The sequence below is a fragment of the Bradyrhizobium sp. USDA 10063 genome (assembly GCF_054063735.1).
The window spans coordinates 5,929,790-5,946,489 of the sequence record NZ_JBSSGP010000002.1 but is presented as its reverse complement, the minus strand read 5'-3'; the positions used below and the strand labels follow the sequence as shown (position 1 = coordinate 5,946,489).

The window sequence follows — 16,700 nt, the reverse complement described above, 5'->3', positions numbered from 1 at the left end:
GAGTGCACCCAACTCGATCTGATCGAGTCATATTCCCAGTGAGCCATGAAATTCCTCGATGAAGCAAAGGTCTATATTCGTTCCGGCGACGGCGGCAACGGCTGCGTTGCGTTCCGGCGCGAGAAGTTCATCGAGTTCGGCGGCCCCTCCGGCGGCAATGGCGGTCGGGGCGGCGACGTCATCATCGAGGCGGTCGACGGGCTGAACACGCTGATCGACTACCGTTACCAGCAGCATTTCAAGGCGCAGAAGGGCACCAATGGCATGGGCAAGGACCGCCATGGCGCCAACGGCAAGCCGATCGTGCTGAAGGTGCCGGTGGGAACCCAGGTGTTCGACGAGGACCGCGAGACGCTGATCCACGATTTCACCAGGCTCGGCGAGAAATTCGTGCTGGCCGAGGGCGGCAATGGTGGTTTCGGCAACGCGCATTTCAAGTCGTCCACCAACCGCGCCCCGCGCAACGCCAACCCCGGCCTGCCGGGCGAAGAACGCTGGATCTGGCTCCGCCTGAAGCTGATCGCCGATGCGGGCGTGGTCGGACTGCCGAACGCCGGCAAGTCGACGTTCCTCTCGGTCGTCAGTGCGGCGAAACCGAAGATCGCGGACTATCCCTTCACCACGCTGCACCCGCAGCTCGGCGTCGTGAGCGCGCAGGGCCGCGAATTCGTGCTCGCCGACATCCCCGGACTGATCGAGGGCGCACATGAGGGCGCCGGGCTCGGCGACCGCTTTTTGGGCCATGTCGAGCGTTGCCGCGTGCTGTTGCACCTGATCGACGCCACCTGCGAGCACGCGGGCAAGGCCTACAAGACGGTACGTACCGAACTGGAGGCCTACGAGGGCCATCTTGCCGAAAAGATCGAGATCGTCGCGCTGAACAAGATCGACGCGGTCACATCTGACGAATTGAAGAAGCAGAAGGACCGGCTGAAGCGGGCTGCGAAGAAGACCCCGCTGCTCGTTTCCGCCGCTACCGGCGAGGGTGTCCCGGAAGCGTTGAAGGCGCTGGTCGAGGTGATCGGCGAAGCGCCGGTGTCGGCCAAGGCCAAGAGCGGCGCTGACGCCGAACCATGGGCGCAGCCGACGCCGCAGGGCTGATTCCAAGGCCTGTTCGGCCCGCAGGGTTGATGTTCCCTTAAGACTCTTTCCCGTGCGCCGCTTCCAAAGTAAGGCGGTGGCGCGTATTGCTTCGCAACTGCTGCTCTGTCCCTAGCGAACCCATGAAACGCCCCGCACTCAATCGTTTTCGCCGCATCGTCGTCAAGGTCGGCTCATCCCTCCTGATCGATTCCGAGGCGGGTGAGGTCAAGGCATCATGGCTGTCGGCGCTTGCCGCTGATATCGCCAAGCTGCATCGGGAAGGCCGCGAGGTCCTGATCGTCTCCTCCGGCTCGATCGCGCTCGGGCGTAGCCGATTGAAGCTGCCGCGCGGACCGCTGAAGCTCGAGGAAAGCCAGGGCGCGGCAGCCGTGGGCCAGATCGCGCTGGCGCGGATCTGGTCGGAGGTGCTTGATAATCACGGGATTCGTGCCGGGCAGATCCTGGTCACACTGCAGGACACCGAGGAGCGCCGCCGCTATCTGAATGCGCGCTCGACCATCGCAAAGCTCCTGGACTGGCGCGCGGTGCCCGTGATCAACGAGAACGACACGGTTGCTACCAACGAGATCCGCTACGGCGACAACGACCGCCTCGCCGCCCGCGTCGCCACCATGGCGAGCGCGGACCTCCTGGTCCTGCTGTCCGACATCGACGGCCTCTATGACGCGCCGCCGACAAACAACCCGGACGCAAAGCTGATCCCCGTGGTCGAGAGCATCACCGCGGAAATCGAGGCGATGGCGGGCGAGGCCGGGTCTGAACTGTCGCGTGGCGGTATGCGCACCAAGATCGAGGCGGCGAAGATCGCGACCACCGGAGGCACCCACATGCTGATCGCCTCCGGCAAGATCGAGCATCCGCTGCAGGCGGTCGCCGACGGCGGCCGCTGCACCTGGTTCCTGACGCCGGCCAACCCGATCACCGCGCGCAAGCGCTGGATCGCGGGCTCGCTGGAACCGAGGGGCACGCTGACCATCGACGCCGGCGCGGTAGCCGCGCTGCGGGCCGGAAAGAGCCTGTTGCCGGCCGGGGTGATCCGGATCGACGGCCAGTTCGCCCGTGGCGACGCGGTGATCGTCCGCGGCCCCGATACCCATGAGATCGGCCGCGGCCTCATCGCCTACGACGCCGAGGATGCCGAGAAGATCAAAGGTCGCTCCTCGCCCGACGTGATGGCCATCCTCGGCATCAGCGGCCGGGCGGAGATGATCCACCGGGACGATTTGGTGGTAGGTGGACCGAGAAACTCTGATCCGGTCTGAGCGCTAAAGCATGTCGTCCGGGTCGATATCTCGCCGGGCGCTCATCACGCGAACAACCTCGATGCCGTCGGGCAGCGGGACGTAAAAAACAACATAGCTCCCGACAGGAAAGCTGCGCAGATTCCGCCGCAATTCCGGACGCGCGCGGCCGGCCAACGGATTCTCTACAAGCATTTCAAATATCTCACCAATACGATCGATCTGCCTATTGGCGGCGCTGACGGAATCGCCCGCGATGAAAGTCCAAATCGAATCGAGGTCGTGGTCGGCTTGGGGAAGCTTGCGGAATCTATTCGCCACGTTTCAGCGCGGCCAATCGTTGCCGTCCCCGCGCCTTTATAGATTCCATCATTTCGTGGATATCGACTTCCTCCGCGGGGCCGCTGTCAAAACCCTTCTGGATCTCGGCGCGCAACGCTTCGAGCTTGGCCTTGCGGCGCTCTTCGCGCTCTTCGATCAGGCGCAGGCCATCGCGCAAGACCTCACTCGCCGTCGAATAGCGGCCGCTCTCGATCAGGCCCTGGATCATGTCCTCAAAATGCTTGCCGATGCTGTAGCTGGTGGCCATGGTCGTATCCGCGGATATCAATATGTGATATTTAATGATATCCGCGATAGAGGCAAGGGTACTTGCCACCAAGCTCGGCCATTGACCGATGGCAGACGTCGCCCGCCTGCCATGCTGGTTCCTCGCCTCGCCAAGGCCCCGATTTCCGTGCTAGACCATGACCTTAACTGATAACCGGGACGCATCCCATGACTGCGCCGCTGAAGGCGATCGACGGTAGCGCCGATCTGCCGACCCTGATGAATGAACTCGCGACGCAAGCGCGTGCGGCTGCGCGCGTGCTGGCGCTTGCGCCGCCCGAGCAGAAGAATCGCGCGCTTGCAGCAATCGAGCGTGCGATCCGCGAGAATGCGCCGGCGATCCTGGCCGCCAATGCCGAGGATGTCGCCGAGGCGCGTGCGAGCGGCGCAACCTCAGCCTTCGTCGACCGCCTGACGCTGACGCAGGCGCGCGTCGATGCGATGGCCGATGGCGTCGCCACCGTGCGCAACATTCCGGATCCGGTCGGCGCCGTCACCGAGAGCTGGCAGCGGCCGAACGGCATGACCATCGAACGCGTCCGCGTGCCACTCGGCGTCATCGCCGTGATCTTCGAGAGCCGCCCCAATGTCGCGGCCGATGCCGGCGTGCTGTGCCTGAAATCCGGCAACGCGGTGATCCTGCGCGGCGGCTCCGACAGTTTCCGTTCCTGCCGCGCGATCCATGACTGCCTGGCGCAGGGCCTGCGCGAGGCCGGCCTGCCGGAAGCCGCGATCACGCTGGTGCCGACCCGCGACCGCGCCGCAGTCGGGCTATTGCTCACCGGGTTGAACGGCGGCGTCGATGTGATCGTACCACGCGGCGGCAAGAGCCTGGTCGCGCGGGTGGAAGCGGAAGCGCGCGTGCCGGTCTTCGCCCATCTCGAGGGCGTCAATCACGTCTATGTCGACCGCTCCGCCAATCTCGAGAGATGGCGAAGTCGATCGTGCTGAACGCCAAGATGCGACGTCCCGGCGTCTGCGGCGCGGCCGAGACGCTTCTGGTCGACCGCGCCGGCGCCTCCATCAGCTTGAAGCCGCTGGTCGAGATGCTGATCGATGCCGGCTGCGAGGTGCGCGGCGACGAGGCGGTGCAGCGCGTCGATGCCCGCGTGAAGCCGGCGACAGTGGAAGACTGGGACACCGAATATGAGGACGCGATCATCGCGGCCCGCGTCGTCGAGGGCGTCGATGAGGCGATCGCGCATATCCAGCATCACGGCTCGCGGCATACCGATGCCGTCGTGACGGAGGATAAGGCTGTTGCGGAGAAATTCCTCAACGAGGTCGACTCTGCGATCGTGCTGCACAACGCCTCGACCCAGTTCGCCGACGGCGGCGAGTTCGGCTTTGGCGCAGAGATCGGGATCGCCACCGGCAAATTCCACGCCCGCGGCCCGGTCGGCGCCGAGCAACTGACAAGCTTCAAGTATCGCATCCACGGCACCGGACAGACGCGGCCGTGAAGCCAACCTTGTGATCCCGTTGAAGCCGGCCCAGATCGCGTTGCCATCTGCCGCGCAGGCGCTTCCGTTCTACACCAACGGGATGCGCATCGGCCTGCTCGGCGGCTCCTTCAACCCGCCGCATGCCGCGCATCGCGCCATCAGCCAGTTCGCGCTGAAGCGGTTGCAACTCGACCGCGTCTGGTGGCTGCTTACGCCCGGCAACCCGCTCAAGAACCACGACGGCCTGCGTGCGCTCGCCGAGCGCGCCGCAGCCGCATTGAAAGTGGCCGACGATCCCCGCATCGATGTGAGCTGTCTCGAAGCTGTCATCGGCACGCGCTACACTGTCGACACGATCATCCATTTGCGGCGCCGCGTTTCCGGCGTGCATTTTGTCTGGATCATGGGCGCCGATAATCTCGCGCAGTTCCATCGTTGGAAAGACTGGCGGCGCATCGCCTCCGATGTGCCGATTGCCGTGATCGATCGTCCGCCACAAAGTTTCCGCGCGCTCGCCGCGCCCGCCGCACAGGCGCTCGCCCGCTACCGCCTGCCCGAGAATCAGGCGCCCCGCCTGGCGGATCAGCAGGCGCCGGCCTGGGTGTTTCTCACCGGCATGAAATCCAATCTGTCTTCGACCGGCCTTCGGAACCCTGACGGAAGCTGGAGGACGGTCTAGCGCATGACCCGCGTGGATCATGTGCCAAGTGAAGTGGGGTTACTGGAATATTGAAACCCTTAACCCCACATGCGTAGTATAGGCGGCGGGCGTCGGGATTCGGCGTTCGCGATACAGTGAAAGGAATGGTCCCTGGCCACATCTGTATTGTCCAAGTCTGTTTTACCCAAGGTAGCCAACAAGGCAGCGAAACCTGCGCGTAAAACATCGACCCAAACTGCGGCCTTGAAGGCGCAAGGCGACGCCGACAAGACCCTGAATATGATCCTCTCCCGCCTCGACGATATGAAGGCGGAAGAAACGGTCACCATCGATCTTCGCGGCAAATCAGCGTACTCCGACTACATGGTCATCACCTCGGGCCGGGCCAATCGGCACGTCGGTGCGATCGCGGAGAACGTCACGAAAGCCCTGAAGGAAAACGGCATCAGCAAAATCCATGTCGAAGGCTTGCCCAATTGCGACTGGGTGCTGATCGATTCCGGCGATGTGATCGTGCACGTGTTCAGGCCCGAGGTACGCGAGTTCTACAATCTCGAGCGGTTGTGGACGCAAAGCCCGGTCGCGGCGGTCTAGCTCTCTGAGCCGATGCAAATCGGCCGATGCGCATGCTAACATGCGTTAATGCGATTACTCGTCATCGCAATCGGCCGATTGAAGCAGGGCCCGGAGCGGGAACTGGCGGAGCGCTATCGCGAGCGCTTCGACGACGTCGGTCGCAAGCTCGGCTTTCGCGGCCTGGATGTTCATGAAATTCCGGAAAGCCGCGCGCGCGACGCCGCAACAAGGATGGCGGAGGAAGCGGCGGCGATCTCGGCACTGATCCCGGAGAAGCATCTGCTCGTGGCGCTGGACGAGCGCGGCGACAACGTCGACAGCGCGGCATTTGCCGGGTATCTCGGGCGCTGGCGGGACCAATCGGTCGCCAACACTATTTTCGCTATCGGCGGCGCGGACGGACTTTCGCCTGATTTGCAGCGCAAGGCCAAGCTGCGCGTCGCATTCGGCGCGGCAACTTGGCCGCACCAGATGGTCCGAGTCATGCTTCTGGAACAGATTTATCGGGCGGCGACCATTTTGGCCGGCCACCCCTATCATCGCGCGTGAACCGACAAGACCGACAAGAGAGAGCGCTGAACAATCCGATGCCGTCGCCGCGCGACTTTAACCGTTATTCCGGCACCGCGCGCCGCGGCCGGTATCCGGCATCCTCGCTCCCCCTGACGGCCGTATTGCTATCGGCAAGCCTTGCCACAGTCGCGATCGCGCAAACGCCGGCGCAACCGCAGCAGACGGCAGCAACCGCGCCTTCGCCCGATATCATCAAGCAGCGGGAGCAGGAACTTGAAGCCGCCCGTGAGCAGCAGCGAAAAGCGACCGAGCTGCAGGAGAAATTGAAGGCCGACATTGCCGCGATCGGCCAGGACCGCAGCAAGCTCAACCAGCAGATCATCGACATTGCAGGCCAGGTGCGCGGGGTCGAAGCCCGGATTGCCGATGCGGAGGCGCGGCTGCGTCCGCTCGACAGCCGCGAGCAGGAGATCCGCGGCTCGCTCGATTCACGCCGCGCCGAGATCATCGAGGTGCTGGCGGCGCTGCAGCGTGCCGGCCGGCGCACGCCGCCGGCGCTCCTGGTGCGGCCAGAAGACGCACTGCAATCGCTGCGGACCGCGATGCTGCTCGGTGCGGTCGTACCTGAATTGAGGGGGCGTGCGGAAAAGCTGACCGCCGACCTCGGCGAGCTGGTTGCATTGCGCAAGACCATTGCGAGCGAGCGCGATGCAATGGCGCGCGACCGCGACAAGCTTAAGGAAGACCAAGTCCGGCTGGCCGCGCTGGTCGAGGAGCGGCAACGCCAGCAGAGCGCGATCGAGAAGGACATGGAAGCAGAAGGCGCGCGCGCCATCGCGCTGTCCAAGCAGGTCGACAGCCTGCAGGGCCTGATCGCCAAGATGGAGCAGGATCTGAAGAGCGCCGCGAAAGCTGCCGCCACCGCCAATCTGCAAGGAACGCCCGCCGCCCCGAGCGGCAAGCCCGACCTGGGCGGTTTAAAGGACTCGGCGCGCCTGAGCCCGGCGATCGCCTTTGCCTCGGCCAAGGGCCTCTTCGCCTACCCCGTCAACGGCGCCAAGATTCGCGATTTTGGCGGGTCGGACGGCGCTGGCGGCGTGCAAAAAGGCATTTCTTTGGCAGCCCGGCCCGGCGCCCAGGTCACAACCCCGTGTGACGGCTGGGTCGTCTATGCCGGACCATTCCGAAGCTACGGTCAACTCTTGATCCTCAACGCCGGGGGCGGGTATCATGTTTTGATCGCCGGGATGGAGCGTATTTCGGTTAACATCGGCCAGTTTGTACTTACGGGGGAGCCGGTCGCGACCATGGGGTCAACATCCCAGGTTGCGTCCATTTTCGCGACAAACGCGAGCCAACCCGTGCTCTATGTCGAGTTCCGCAAGGACGGCACTCCAATCGATCCAGGCCCATGGTGGGCCGCAAATGAAGGCGAAAAGGTTCGCGGATGATGCGCAAGACTTCTGTAATTCTCCTCAGCGCCGCATGCGGTGCAGCATTGACGCTGTTCGTAACCCAACCGCGCGCCGTGCTGATGGGATCAAGCGCGCGCGCCGCGACCTCGGACACCTACCGCCAGCTCAATCTGTTCGGCGACGTGTTCGAGCGCGTGCGCAGCGACTATGTCGAGAAACCGGATGACAGCAAGCTGGTGGAATCCGCGATCAGCGGCATGCTGGCCGGGCTCGATCCGCACTCGAGCTACATGGACGCCAAGAGCTTCCGCGATATGCAGGTGCAGACCCGCGGCGAGTTCGGCGGGCTCGGCATCGAGGTCACGATGGAAGACGGGCTGATCAAGGTCGTCTCGCCGATCGACGATACCCCGGCGTCGAAGGCCGGCATCATGGCCAACGACATCATCACCACGCTGGATGACGAGGCGGTGCAGGGCCTGACCCTCAACCAGGCCGTCGAGAAGATGCGCGGTCCGGTGAACACCAAGATCCGGCTGAAGATCATCCGCAAGGGCCAGGACAATCCGATCGACGTCACGCTGGTGCGCGACAACATCCGCGTCCGCTCGGTGCGCGCCCGCGTCGAGGCCGACGACATCGCCTATATCCGCATCACCACCTTCAACGAGCAGACCACCGAAGGCCTGAAGAAGGAGATCGCCAATCTCTCGAGCCAGATCGGCGACAAGCTGAAGGGCTACATCATCGATCTCCGCAACAATCCCGGCGGCCTCCTGGAGGAAGCCGTGACGGTCTCCGATTCCTTCCTGGAGCGTGGCGAGATCGTCTCGACCCGCGGCCGCAATGCCGAGGAAACCCAGCGCCGCGCCGCCCATGCGGGCGACCTGACCAAGGGCAAGCCGGTGATCGTGCTGATCAACGGCGGCTCGGCCTCGGCTTCCGAGATCGTTGCCGGCGCATTGCAGGACCACAAGCGGGCGACGCTGGTCGGCACCCGCTCCTTCGGCAAGGGTTCGGTGCAGACCATCATCCCGCTCGGCAGCGGCAATGGCGCGCTGCGGCTGACCACGGCGCGCTACTACACGCCATCAGGCAAATCGATCCAGGCCAAGGGCATCGTGCCCGATATCGAGGTGCTGCAGGACGTGCCGGACGAACTGAAGGCCCGTACCGACACCAAGGGTGAGGCCTCGCTGCGCGGCCATCTGAAATCCGATGGCGACGAGAAGACCGGCTCGCAGTCCTACGTGCCGCCGGACGCCAAGGACGACAAGGCGCTCAAACTGGCCGACGACCTCCTGCATGGCATCAAGTCCACCGCCAGTTCGGCGCCGCCGCCCGCGAGCGGCGACAAGGCTGCGGTCGACAACAAGCCGGGCAGCAAGGCCGCGAACTGATCAGCCACCGCGAGTTCGGACAAAGGGCGGCCCTTTCGGCCGCCCTTTTCGTTTGTGACGCCCCGTAACCCGGGTGAAGCGCCGGCGTAACCCGGGACCCCTGCATCCACACTAAGAGCGCCCCGGGTTGCGCTGCGCGCCGCGGGCTACGGGTCGAGCGGCTGTGCTATTGTCGGCGCGGCTGATTCGGGGGGTTCATGGCAGAGGCGGCCGACGAACTGAGCACGCCGCTCGGACAGGAAACCGTGGCCAAAAAGCGCCGGTTCCAGGCGCCGTTCACGGCGATGCAGGCGCTGGTGGTGGTGCTCGGCGGGATCCTGGTCGCCTTCGCCGGCATCGCCTTGTTCAACGACGATCCGCTCGGCGGCGAGCCGATCGCCCATATCGCCTTGCGCAAGACGCCGGTCGCCGAGGAAAAAACCCGCGGCGGCCGGCCACGCCGCCGGACCTGCCGCGAAATCGCCGCCCAGGCAGGCGACCGCCGAGAGCAAGACGGTCACCATCATCGACGGCTCGAGTGGGGCGCGGCATGACGTAGTGATCGGCGGTGATGCCGCCGACAAGGCCGAGTCCGAGGCCGCGCCGGGGCCGATGGCCGGCATTGACCAGCGCCTTCTGGAAAAATCGCGCTATGGCATGATCCCGGTGGCTGCCGACGGCTTGAAGCCGTTCACGGTCTATGCGGCCGATGCCGACCGCGCCAAGGCGGCAAAGATGCCCGTGGTGGCGATCGTGATCGGCGGGCTCGGCGTCGGCGCCGCCAAGACCACCGACGCCATCATGAAACTACCGCCGGCGGTGACGCTGGCCTTCACGCCCTATGGCGCCGATCCGACAAGGCTTGCCGAGCGGGCGCGGGCGCAGCGCCACGAGATCCTGCTGCAGGTCCCGATGGAGCCGTTCGATTACCCGGATAATGATCCGGGCCCCCAGACCCTGCTCACGACCCTGAACGCGGAACAGAATCTCGACCGGCTTTATTGGCATTTCAGCCGCTTCCAGGGCTATGCCGGCATCGCCAATTTCATGGGCGCCCGTTTTGTGGCGACCGACCCGGTGATGCAGCCGATCATGCGGGAAGCGGCCAAGCGGGGCCTCAGCTATTTCGACGATGGCGCCACACCGCGCAGCGTCGCGGCCTCGCTCGCCGCGGGCCAGGCGCTGCCTTTTGCCAAGGCCGATTTGACCATCGATGCGGTTCCGACCTCGGTGGAGATCGACCGCGTGCTGGTCAAGCTCGAGACGCTCGCCAAGGAACGCGGCGTCGCGGTCGGCGTGGCCTCGGCGCTGCCGATCTCGATCGAGCGCATCGCGGCCTGGACCAAGACGCTGGAGCCGCGCGGTATTCTGCTTGTGCCATTGACAACCGCGATGCTGAAATCAAAATCGGGCTAGAGCGTTTTCGAGCGAAGTGGACCCCGGTTCGCGTGAAGAAAGCGCGTCAAAACAAGAATCCTGATGGCGCGACTTCGGACTTCCGGACCCCCGCCCGTCTTCCAGATCATGATCCGCTGAATCGGGCCATGGTCTCGTCTTTTTGTTGGAGCGTGATCTCGGAGAACCGATTCCCACTGTTTCCGGATCACGCCCTGGGAGTCCTGATCGAATGACGCGTTACGAGGAGCTGCCTTACCGGACCTGCGTCGGCGTGATGCTGCTCAACCGAGACGGGCTGGTCTTTATCGGACGCCGCGCCGGCGGCATCGAGCATGTCGACGACACCCATGTCTGGCAGATGCCGCAAGGCGGCGTGGACCCCGGTGAAGACGTCTGGCAAGCCGCCAGGCGCGAGCTCTACGAGGAGACCAGCGTGCGCTCGGTCGAGAAACTCGGCGAAGTCGATGACTGGCTGATCTACGATATTCCGCGCACGGTCGCCGGGCGCGCCTGGAAGGGCCGTTATCGCGGCCAGCGCCAGAAATGGTTCGCGATGCGCTTCACCGGCAAGGACAATGAGATTGACGTGGAACATCCCGGCGGCGGAGGCCACAAGGCGGAGTTCTCGAACTGGCGCTGGGAGCCGATGAAGAATCTCCCCGAATTGATTGTGCCGTTCAAGCGGCCGGTCTACGAACGCGTGGTGCAGGAATTTTCTGGGCTCGCGGGCCGATAGGAATGTCCGAGGAAAAGCTGTATCGCCCCAATGTTGGGATCGCGCTGTTCGACACGTCCGGCCGCGTGCTGATCGGCCATCGCTTCAGGGACGATGGTCCGGAAATCATCCTTCCCGGGCTCGAATGGCAGATGCCACAGGGCGGCATCGATCCGGGCGAAGAACCGCGCCAGGCGGTCATGCGCGAACTCTGGGAGGAGACGGGTGCAGTCTCCGCCGACTATCTCGGCGAGACCGACTGGATCAGTTACGAATTCCCGCCTTACGACGGACCGCCGCATCGTCTCGGCAAATTCCACGGACAACGGCAGAAATGGTTCGCGCTACGATTTACCGGGCGCGACGAGGAGATCGATCCGCTAACCCCGCGCAACGGACAGCCGGCCGAATTCGATACCTGGCGCTGGGAGCGGCTCGACCGCGTCGCCGACCTCGTCGTTCCGTTCCGGCGCGAAGTGTACCGGCATGTCGCCCGTAGCTTCGCCTCCTTTGCGCAAGCACACTGAGTCCGGGATTTCAGACCGGCAAAGTCATCCCGCCTCGTCAGAGTAAATGCGCTACTCGGATAGCGGGAGCTCGGCGACATCAAGGATGCTGCCGATGCCATGCCGCAAGCGGCGCATGGCGCTGTCTTCGCTTGCGAGGCCGAACGCCAGCATCGAGCGTCCGGTCACGGCATAGACGTGGCCGAACGGAAACGTCGGCAATTGCCCTTCCGGCTGGTTGGTGTCGATCAGTCCCTGCCAATGCTGTCCTTCCGGAACCTGCGGCAGCGTGAAGTTCACCACGTCAAAATGGGCATTGTAGATCAACAGCAGGGTCGCGTCCGACCCGCGGCGTTTGATACCGGTCTCCTGGGCACGACCATCAAGCAGCATCCCAAAGCAGCGCACATTGCCATCCTGCCACTGCTCGGTGACCATTTCCTCGCCCGACGGGGCGAGCCATGTCACGTCCTTGACATCAAGCTCCTCATTGTGAGTGCCGACCAGGAAGCGGCTGCGATAGAGGATCGGAAACGCCTTGCGCATCGCGATCAGCTTCCGCGTGAACTCGCGCAAGGCGCGACCTTCAGGCGATATCTTCATCCAGTCGAGCCAGGTGGTCTCGTTGTCCTGCGCATAGGCGTTGTTGTTGCCCTTCTGGCTGTGACCGAATTCGTCGCCGGCGAGCAGCATCGGCGTACCGTGCGACAAGATCATCGTGGCGAGAAAATTGCGCTTCTGCCGCTCGCGTAACGCGACAATCTTCGCATCCTGCGTTGGGCCTTCTGCGCCGTGATTCCACGAGTGATTGTTGGAATGGCCGTCGCGGTTGTTCTCGCCATTGGCCTCGTTGTGCTTGTCGTTGTAGGAGACGAGATCGTTGAGGGTGAAGCCGTCATGGGCGGTGACGAAGTTGACACTCGCCCACGGTTTGCGGCCGCGCTTGTTGAACAGGTCTCCCGACCCGGTAATGCGCTTGACGAAATCGGCGACCTGCCCGGCATCCCCTTTCCAGAAGCTTCGCACGGTATCGCGGAATTTGTCGTTCCATTCCGCCCAACCTGGCGCGAACTGGCCGACCTGGTAGCCGCCGGGGCCGATATCCCACGGCTCCGCGATCAGCTTGACGTTGGAGAGCACCGGATCCTGACGACAGGCATCGAGGAAGCTGCCGCCCTCATCGAAGCCGTAGGGTTCGCGCGCGAGGATGGTGGCAAGATCGAAACGGAAGCCGTCGACGCGCGTCTCCGTTGCCCAGTAACGCAAGGAGTCGGCGACCATCTGCAGCACGCGCTGGTGCGACAGATTGACGGTGTTTCCGGTACCGGTGTCGTTGATGTAATAGCGCTTCTGATCGGGCAGCAGCCGATAGTAGCTGGCGTTATCGATACCCTTGAAGGACAGCGTCGGTCCGAGTTCGTTGCCTTCGGCCGTGTGGTTATAGACCACGTCGAGGATCACCTCGATGCCGTGGGCATGGAACTGGTTCACCATCTCCTTGAACTCGGTTGCCAAGCGGGTCCGCAGATAGCGCGGATCCGGTGCGAAGAAGGCGAGCGAGTTGTAGCCCCAATAATTGCGCAGGCCTTTGTCGACCAGATAGCTGTCGTCGAGGAAAGCATGGATCGGCAACAGCTCGGCGCTGGTGACGCCGAGCGAGCGCAGATACGCTGATACGTTCGGGCAGGCGAGGCCCGCGAACGTGCCACGATCGGCCTCCGGCACCAATGGATGCAGCTTGGTGAAGCCCTTCACATGCATCTCGTAGACGATGGTGCGCTCCCACGGTGTCGCGGGCTTGCGGTCACGCCCCCAGGTGAATGCGGGATCGATCACCCGGCATTTCTGCACGAGATGGACATTGTCGCGGTCGTCAAACGATTTGTCCTTGTCGGGATCACCGATCCTGTAGCCGAACAGCTCGGGTCCCCATTGCAATTGCCCGACCAGTTGCCGGGCGTAGGGGTCGATCACCAGCTTGTTCGGATTGAAGCGATGGCCGGCGTCCGGTTCATAGGGACCGTGGACGCGATAGGCATAGACCAATCCCGGACGCGCGGTCGGCAGATAGCCATGCCAGACTTCGTCGGTATATTCGGGAAGCTCGATCCGCTCGACCTCGGTTTGGCCTGCGTCATCGAACAGGCACAGCTCCACCTTGGTTGCGTGCGCTGAAAACAGCGCGAAGTTGACGCCAAGCCCGTCCCAGGTGGCGCCTAAGGGAAATGGCCTGCCTTCGCGAACAGCCGAGCGTCGCAGCAACTGCGCTGCCAGCGCGAGCTCACTACCTGCGGCTGATCGATCCATCGGAAAGGCCCGCCCTTCGGTAAGAAGAACACTTGCACATCGGCATCGTTCCCTGAGGTCGGACGCCGCGCCTCAGGTGAATTCTACCCGCATCCGAGCTGCCCTGCATTGTGGCGGAAAATTTTCGTCTTCAACCTATTGAATCGGAACTCCGCGTTCCGCGTTCGACCTCGCTCGGAGCCAGTTCCGGCCCGAGTCTTACGATGTCGCCGCTCAGTTGAGGGGCATCTGTACCCAGCGATGACGAGGAAAAGCCTGTCGACAGTATCATCATGCCCGAGACCGCGAGGGAAAGGCCACGGCCGGGAGAACACCGTCTGATTGGATCGTGATCTACTGCGTGATCGAATTGCCTGAAGCAGCCATCAACACGTCCGTGCGTCGCCAGTCCGCGACGGACGCTGCATTCACCCGGATTTTTGTTCCGCCCCGGCGCGATGCACCGGGGCCTAGTGCATAGCCGTCGCGTTGAGGCTGTGCTCAATGCTCTTGAAGTGATCGAGCCGCTCGATCTCGCGGTCGAGTTCCGAGCCTTCCTTCTCTTTCAGATTCTCTTCCATCTCGGCGATGGTCTCGCTGAACTGAGCGCGATCGACCTCCTCGATCGAGGTCGCGACATCAGCGAGCACGGTCAGGCGATTATCGGAGACCTCGGCCAAACCGCCAAGCACCACCATCTTCTGATGCGTACCACCGGTCGTGATGGTCAGGATGCCCGGACGGACCGCCGCCACCACCGGCGCGTGACCGGCGAGCACGCCGAAATCACCTTCCAGGCCGGGAATATCCACCTGATCGACCTCACCGGAGAAAGCGAGCTTTTCGGGGGAAACGAGATCGAAATGGAAGGTGGCCATGGTGTACCTTGGAATAGCGAATAGCGAATAGCGAGTGGCGAAGTCAGGGAGCAGCGCTATTCGCTACTCCCTATTTCGCCGTTCGCCCCTTAGGCTGCCTCGGCAGCCAGCTTCTTGCCCTTCTCGACCGCCTCTTCGATGGTGCCGACCATGTAGAAGGCCGCCTCCGGCAGGTGGTCGTACTTGCCTTCGCACAGGCCGCGGAAGCCCTTGATGGTGTCGGCGAGCTCGACGAACTTGCCGGGCGAACCGGTGAAGACTTCGGCGACGTGGAAGGGCTGCGACAGGAAGCGCTCGATCTTGCGGGCGCGGGCCACCGTCAGCTTGTCCTCTTCGGAGAGTTCGTCCATGCCGAGGATGGCGATGATGTCCTGCAGCGACTTATAGCGCTGCAACACCTGCTGCACCATGCGCGCGGTCGAGTAGTGCTCCTCGCCGACCACGAGCGGCGACAGCATGCGCGAGGTCGAGTCGAGCGGGTCCACCGCCGGATAGATGCCCTTTTCCGAGATCGCGCGCGACAGCACGGTGGTAGCGTCAAGATGCGCGAAGGACGTCGCCGGCGCCGGATCGGTCAAGTCGTCGGCCGGCACGTAGATCGCCTGCACCGACGTGATCGAGCCCTTCTGGGTGGTGGTGATGCGCTCCTGCAGCGCGCCCATGTCGGTCGCAAGCGTCGGCTGGTAACCCACCGCCGACGGGATGCGGCCGAGCAGCGCCGACACTTCGGAGCCGGCCTGCGTGAAGCGGAAGATGTTGTCGACGAAGAACAGCACGTCCTGACCCTGGTCGCGGAAGTGCTCGGCCACGGTGAGGCCGGTGAGGCCGACGCGCGCGCGTGCGCCTGGCGGTTCGTTCATCTGGCCGAACACCAGCGCGCATTTCGACTGCACACTCGGATCGGGGTTGCGCGGGTCCGCGTTGACCTTGGACTCGATGAATTCGTGATAGAGATCGTTGCCTTCGCGGGTGCGCTCGCCGACGCCGGCGAACACCGAGTAACCGCCGTGCGCTTTCGCAACGTTATTGATCAGCTCCTGAATCAGCACGGTCTTGCCGACGCCGGCGCCGCCGAACAGGCCGATCTTGCCGCCCTTGGCGTAGGGCGCGAGCAAATCGACGACCTTGATGCCGGTGACGAGAATTTCCGCCTCGGTTGACTGGTCGGTATAGGTCGGCGCTTCCTGGTGGATCGCGCGCAGGCCTTCGGCCTTGACCGGACCGGCTTCGTCGATCGGCTCGCCGATGACATTGATGATGCGGCCGAGCGTGCCGACGCCGACCGGCACCCTGATCGGCTCGCCGGTATCGGTGACTTCCTGGCCGCGCACCAGACCCTCGGTGGTATCCATCGCGATGGTCCGCACGGTGGATTCGCCGAGATGCTGCGCCACCTCGAGCACGAGACGGCTGCCGCCGTTCTTGGTCTCCAGCGAATTGAGAATCGCCGGCAGGTGGCCCTCGAACTGGACGTCGACGACGGCGCCCATAACCTGGGTGACGCGACCGATCTGGTTGGCTGCTGTAGCCATTTACTCTATCTCCTTCGATCCGAATTTCAGACCACGGTCAGCTTGACCGGGATATTGCCTTTGGTGGCCTTCGAATACGGGCACACCGTGTGAGCTTCCTCGACCAGCGCCTGGACCTTGGCCTTGTCCGCGCCTGGGATTGATACCTTGAGTTCGACGGCGAGCGAAAAGCCGCCATCGGTCTTGAGCGTCACGTCAGCGGTGACCTTGGCCGCCTGGCCGTCGACACCATGGTTCTTGGCAACCACGAGGATCGCCTGGCCAAAGCAGGCCGAATAGCCCAGCGCAAAAAGCTGCTCGGGATTGTGGCCGTCGCCGGCGCCGCCCAATTCCTTCGGCAGCGCCATCGCAAGCGCCAGCCCGCCATTGTCGAGCATGGAGCGGCCGTTACGTCCGCCTCTGGTGGTAGCCGATGTGACGTAAGCCATTTCGCGCTCCCTTG

The 16,700-nt window shown here is 63.8% G+C and carries 15 protein-coding genes and 2 pseudogenes; 11 read left to right on the top strand and 6 right to left on the bottom strand.

What is annotated here, in order from left to right; translation table 11 throughout:
• Positions 1 to 45 precede the first annotated feature (45 nt).
• The gene (gene obgE, locus ACVJGD_RS30280) at positions 46 to 1,101 is read left to right on the top strand and encodes a GTPase ObgE (RefSeq protein ID WP_456637657.1); all 1,056 of its coding nucleotides are present in this window, start codon (positions 46 to 48) and stop codon (positions 1,099 to 1,101) included.
• Positions 1,102 to 1,223: 122 nt separating this feature from the next.
• Positions 1,224 to 2,366 (top strand): glutamate 5-kinase, encoded by a 1,143-nt coding sequence (gene proB, locus ACVJGD_RS30275; protein ID WP_456637656.1) that lies wholly within the window; start codon positions 1,224 to 1,226, stop codon positions 2,364 to 2,366.
• A gap of 3 nt (positions 2,367 to 2,369) precedes the next feature.
• Here proB and ACVJGD_RS30270 read toward each other — a convergent pair whose 3' ends face one another.
• Positions 2,370 to 2,666, bottom strand: a complete 297-nt coding sequence (locus tag ACVJGD_RS30270) for a type II toxin-antitoxin system RelE/ParE family toxin (RefSeq protein ID WP_456637655.1) — start codon at positions 2,664 to 2,666, stop codon at positions 2,370 to 2,372.
• Complete coding sequence (locus ACVJGD_RS30265) at positions 2,656 to 2,934, bottom strand: type II toxin-antitoxin system ParD family antitoxin (RefSeq protein ID WP_456637654.1); 279 nt, start codon at positions 2,932 to 2,934, stop codon at positions 2,656 to 2,658. Before ACVJGD_RS30265 ends, ACVJGD_RS30270 begins: the two co-directional genes overlap by 11 nt.
• Before the next feature lie 188 nt (positions 2,935 to 3,122).
• On the opposite strand from ACVJGD_RS30265, the pseudogene ACVJGD_RS30260 reads away from it, so the two are divergent.
• From ACVJGD_RS30260 to ACVJGD_RS30220, 9 genes and pseudogenes are all read left to right on the top strand, one after another.
• Positions 3,123 to 4,417: pseudogene (locus tag ACVJGD_RS30260) on the top strand (glutamate-5-semialdehyde dehydrogenase).
• A gap of 19 nt (positions 4,418 to 4,436) precedes the next feature.
• Entirely contained in the window at positions 4,437 to 5,078 is a 642-nt protein-coding gene (locus ACVJGD_RS30255) for a nicotinate-nucleotide adenylyltransferase (protein WP_456640421.1), read from the top strand.
• Positions 5,079 to 5,303: 225 nt separating this feature from the next.
• Complete coding sequence (rsfS, locus tag ACVJGD_RS30250) at positions 5,304 to 5,654, top strand: ribosome silencing factor (RefSeq protein WP_028166267.1); 351 nt, start codon at positions 5,304 to 5,306, stop codon at positions 5,652 to 5,654.
• 48 nt (positions 5,655 to 5,702) lie between these two features.
• On the top strand, positions 5,703 to 6,185 hold the full coding sequence (rlmH, locus tag ACVJGD_RS30245; protein ID WP_456637653.1) for a 23S rRNA (pseudouridine(1915)-N(3))-methyltransferase RlmH: 483 nt from the start codon (positions 5,703 to 5,705) through the stop codon (positions 6,183 to 6,185).
• A gap of 38 nt (positions 6,186 to 6,223) precedes the next feature.
• The gene (locus ACVJGD_RS30240; RefSeq protein ID WP_456637652.1) at positions 6,224 to 7,600 is read left to right on the top strand and encodes a murein hydrolase activator EnvC family protein; all 1,377 of its coding nucleotides are present in this window, start codon (positions 6,224 to 6,226) and stop codon (positions 7,598 to 7,600) included.
• Entirely contained in the window at positions 7,597 to 8,964 is a 1,368-nt protein-coding gene (locus tag ACVJGD_RS30235; RefSeq protein ID WP_456637651.1) for a S41 family peptidase, read from the top strand. Before ACVJGD_RS30240 ends, ACVJGD_RS30235 begins: the two co-directional genes overlap by 4 nt.
• Before the next feature lie 197 nt (positions 8,965 to 9,161).
• Positions 9,162 to 10,359 (top strand): annotated as a pseudogene (locus tag ACVJGD_RS30230) (divergent polysaccharide deacetylase family protein).
• Between the two features lie 211 nt (positions 10,360 to 10,570).
• Positions 10,571 to 11,077, top strand: coding sequence for an RNA pyrophosphohydrolase (locus ACVJGD_RS30225; RefSeq protein WP_456637650.1), 507 nt, complete (start codon positions 10,571 to 10,573; stop codon positions 11,075 to 11,077).
• A 2-nt stretch (positions 11,078 to 11,079) separates the two neighbouring features.
• Positions 11,080 to 11,583, top strand: coding sequence for an RNA pyrophosphohydrolase (locus ACVJGD_RS30220; protein WP_456637649.1), 504 nt, complete (start codon positions 11,080 to 11,082; stop codon positions 11,581 to 11,583).
• Positions 11,584 to 11,634: 51 nt separating this feature from the next.
• Here the strand turns inward: ACVJGD_RS30220 and glgX are convergent, their stop codons facing one another.
• The 4 genes from glgX to ACVJGD_RS30200 form a co-directional block, all read right to left on the bottom strand.
• Positions 11,635 to 13,869 (bottom strand): glycogen debranching protein GlgX, encoded by a 2,235-nt coding sequence (gene glgX / locus ACVJGD_RS30215; RefSeq protein WP_456637648.1) that lies wholly within the window; start codon positions 13,867 to 13,869, stop codon positions 11,635 to 11,637.
• A 449-nt stretch (positions 13,870 to 14,318) separates the two neighbouring features.
• Positions 14,319 to 14,726: a F0F1 ATP synthase subunit epsilon gene (locus tag ACVJGD_RS30210; RefSeq protein WP_456637647.1), complete on the bottom strand. Its 408-nt coding sequence runs from the start codon at positions 14,724 to 14,726 to the stop codon at positions 14,319 to 14,321.
• Between the two features lie 89 nt (positions 14,727 to 14,815).
• The gene (gene atpD / locus ACVJGD_RS30205) at positions 14,816 to 16,258 is read right to left on the bottom strand and encodes a F0F1 ATP synthase subunit beta (RefSeq protein ID WP_456637646.1); all 1,443 of its coding nucleotides are present in this window, start codon (positions 16,256 to 16,258) and stop codon (positions 14,816 to 14,818) included.
• Between the two features lie 26 nt (positions 16,259 to 16,284).
• Entirely contained in the window at positions 16,285 to 16,686 is a 402-nt protein-coding gene (locus ACVJGD_RS30200; RefSeq protein WP_456637645.1) for an organic hydroperoxide resistance protein, read from the bottom strand.
• Positions 16,687 to 16,700 lie beyond the last annotated feature (14 nt).

Bases quoted from the DNA above. Each gene is read 5' to 3' on its own strand.
- ACVJGD_RS30225 (WP_456637650.1), top strand. From the start codon at position 10,571: ATGACGCGTTACGAGGAGCTGCCTTACCGGACCTGCGTCGGCGTGATG.
- ACVJGD_RS30235 (WP_456637651.1), top strand. From the start codon at position 7,597: ATGATGCGCAAGACTTCTGTAATTCTCCTCAGCGCCGCATGCGGTGCA.
- glgX (WP_456637648.1), bottom strand. From the start codon at position 13,869: ATGGATCGATCAGCCGCAGGTAGTGAGCTCGCGCTGGCAGCGCAGTTG.
- proB (WP_456637656.1), top strand. From the start codon at position 1,224: ATGAAACGCCCCGCACTCAATCGTTTTCGCCGCATCGTCGTCAAGGTC.
- rlmH (WP_456637653.1), top strand. From the start codon at position 5,703: ATGCGATTACTCGTCATCGCAATCGGCCGATTGAAGCAGGGCCCGGAG.
- obgE (WP_456637657.1), top strand. From the start codon at position 46: ATGAAATTCCTCGATGAAGCAAAGGTCTATATTCGTTCCGGCGACGGC.
- ACVJGD_RS30220 (WP_456637649.1), top strand. From the start codon at position 11,080: ATGTCCGAGGAAAAGCTGTATCGCCCCAATGTTGGGATCGCGCTGTTC.
- atpD (WP_456637646.1), bottom strand. From the start codon at position 16,258: ATGGCTACAGCAGCCAACCAGATCGGTCGCGTCACCCAGGTTATGGGC.
- ACVJGD_RS30265 (WP_456637654.1), bottom strand. From the start codon at position 2,934: ATGGCCACCAGCTACAGCATCGGCAAGCATTTTGAGGACATGATCCAG.
- ACVJGD_RS30240 (WP_456637652.1), top strand. From the start codon at position 6,224: ATGCCGTCGCCGCGCGACTTTAACCGTTATTCCGGCACCGCGCGCCGC.
- ACVJGD_RS30200 (WP_456637645.1), bottom strand. From the start codon at position 16,686: ATGGCTTACGTCACATCGGCTACCACCAGAGGCGGACGTAACGGCCGC.
- ACVJGD_RS30210 (WP_456637647.1), bottom strand. From the start codon at position 14,726: ATGGCCACCTTCCATTTCGATCTCGTTTCCCCCGAAAAGCTCGCTTTC.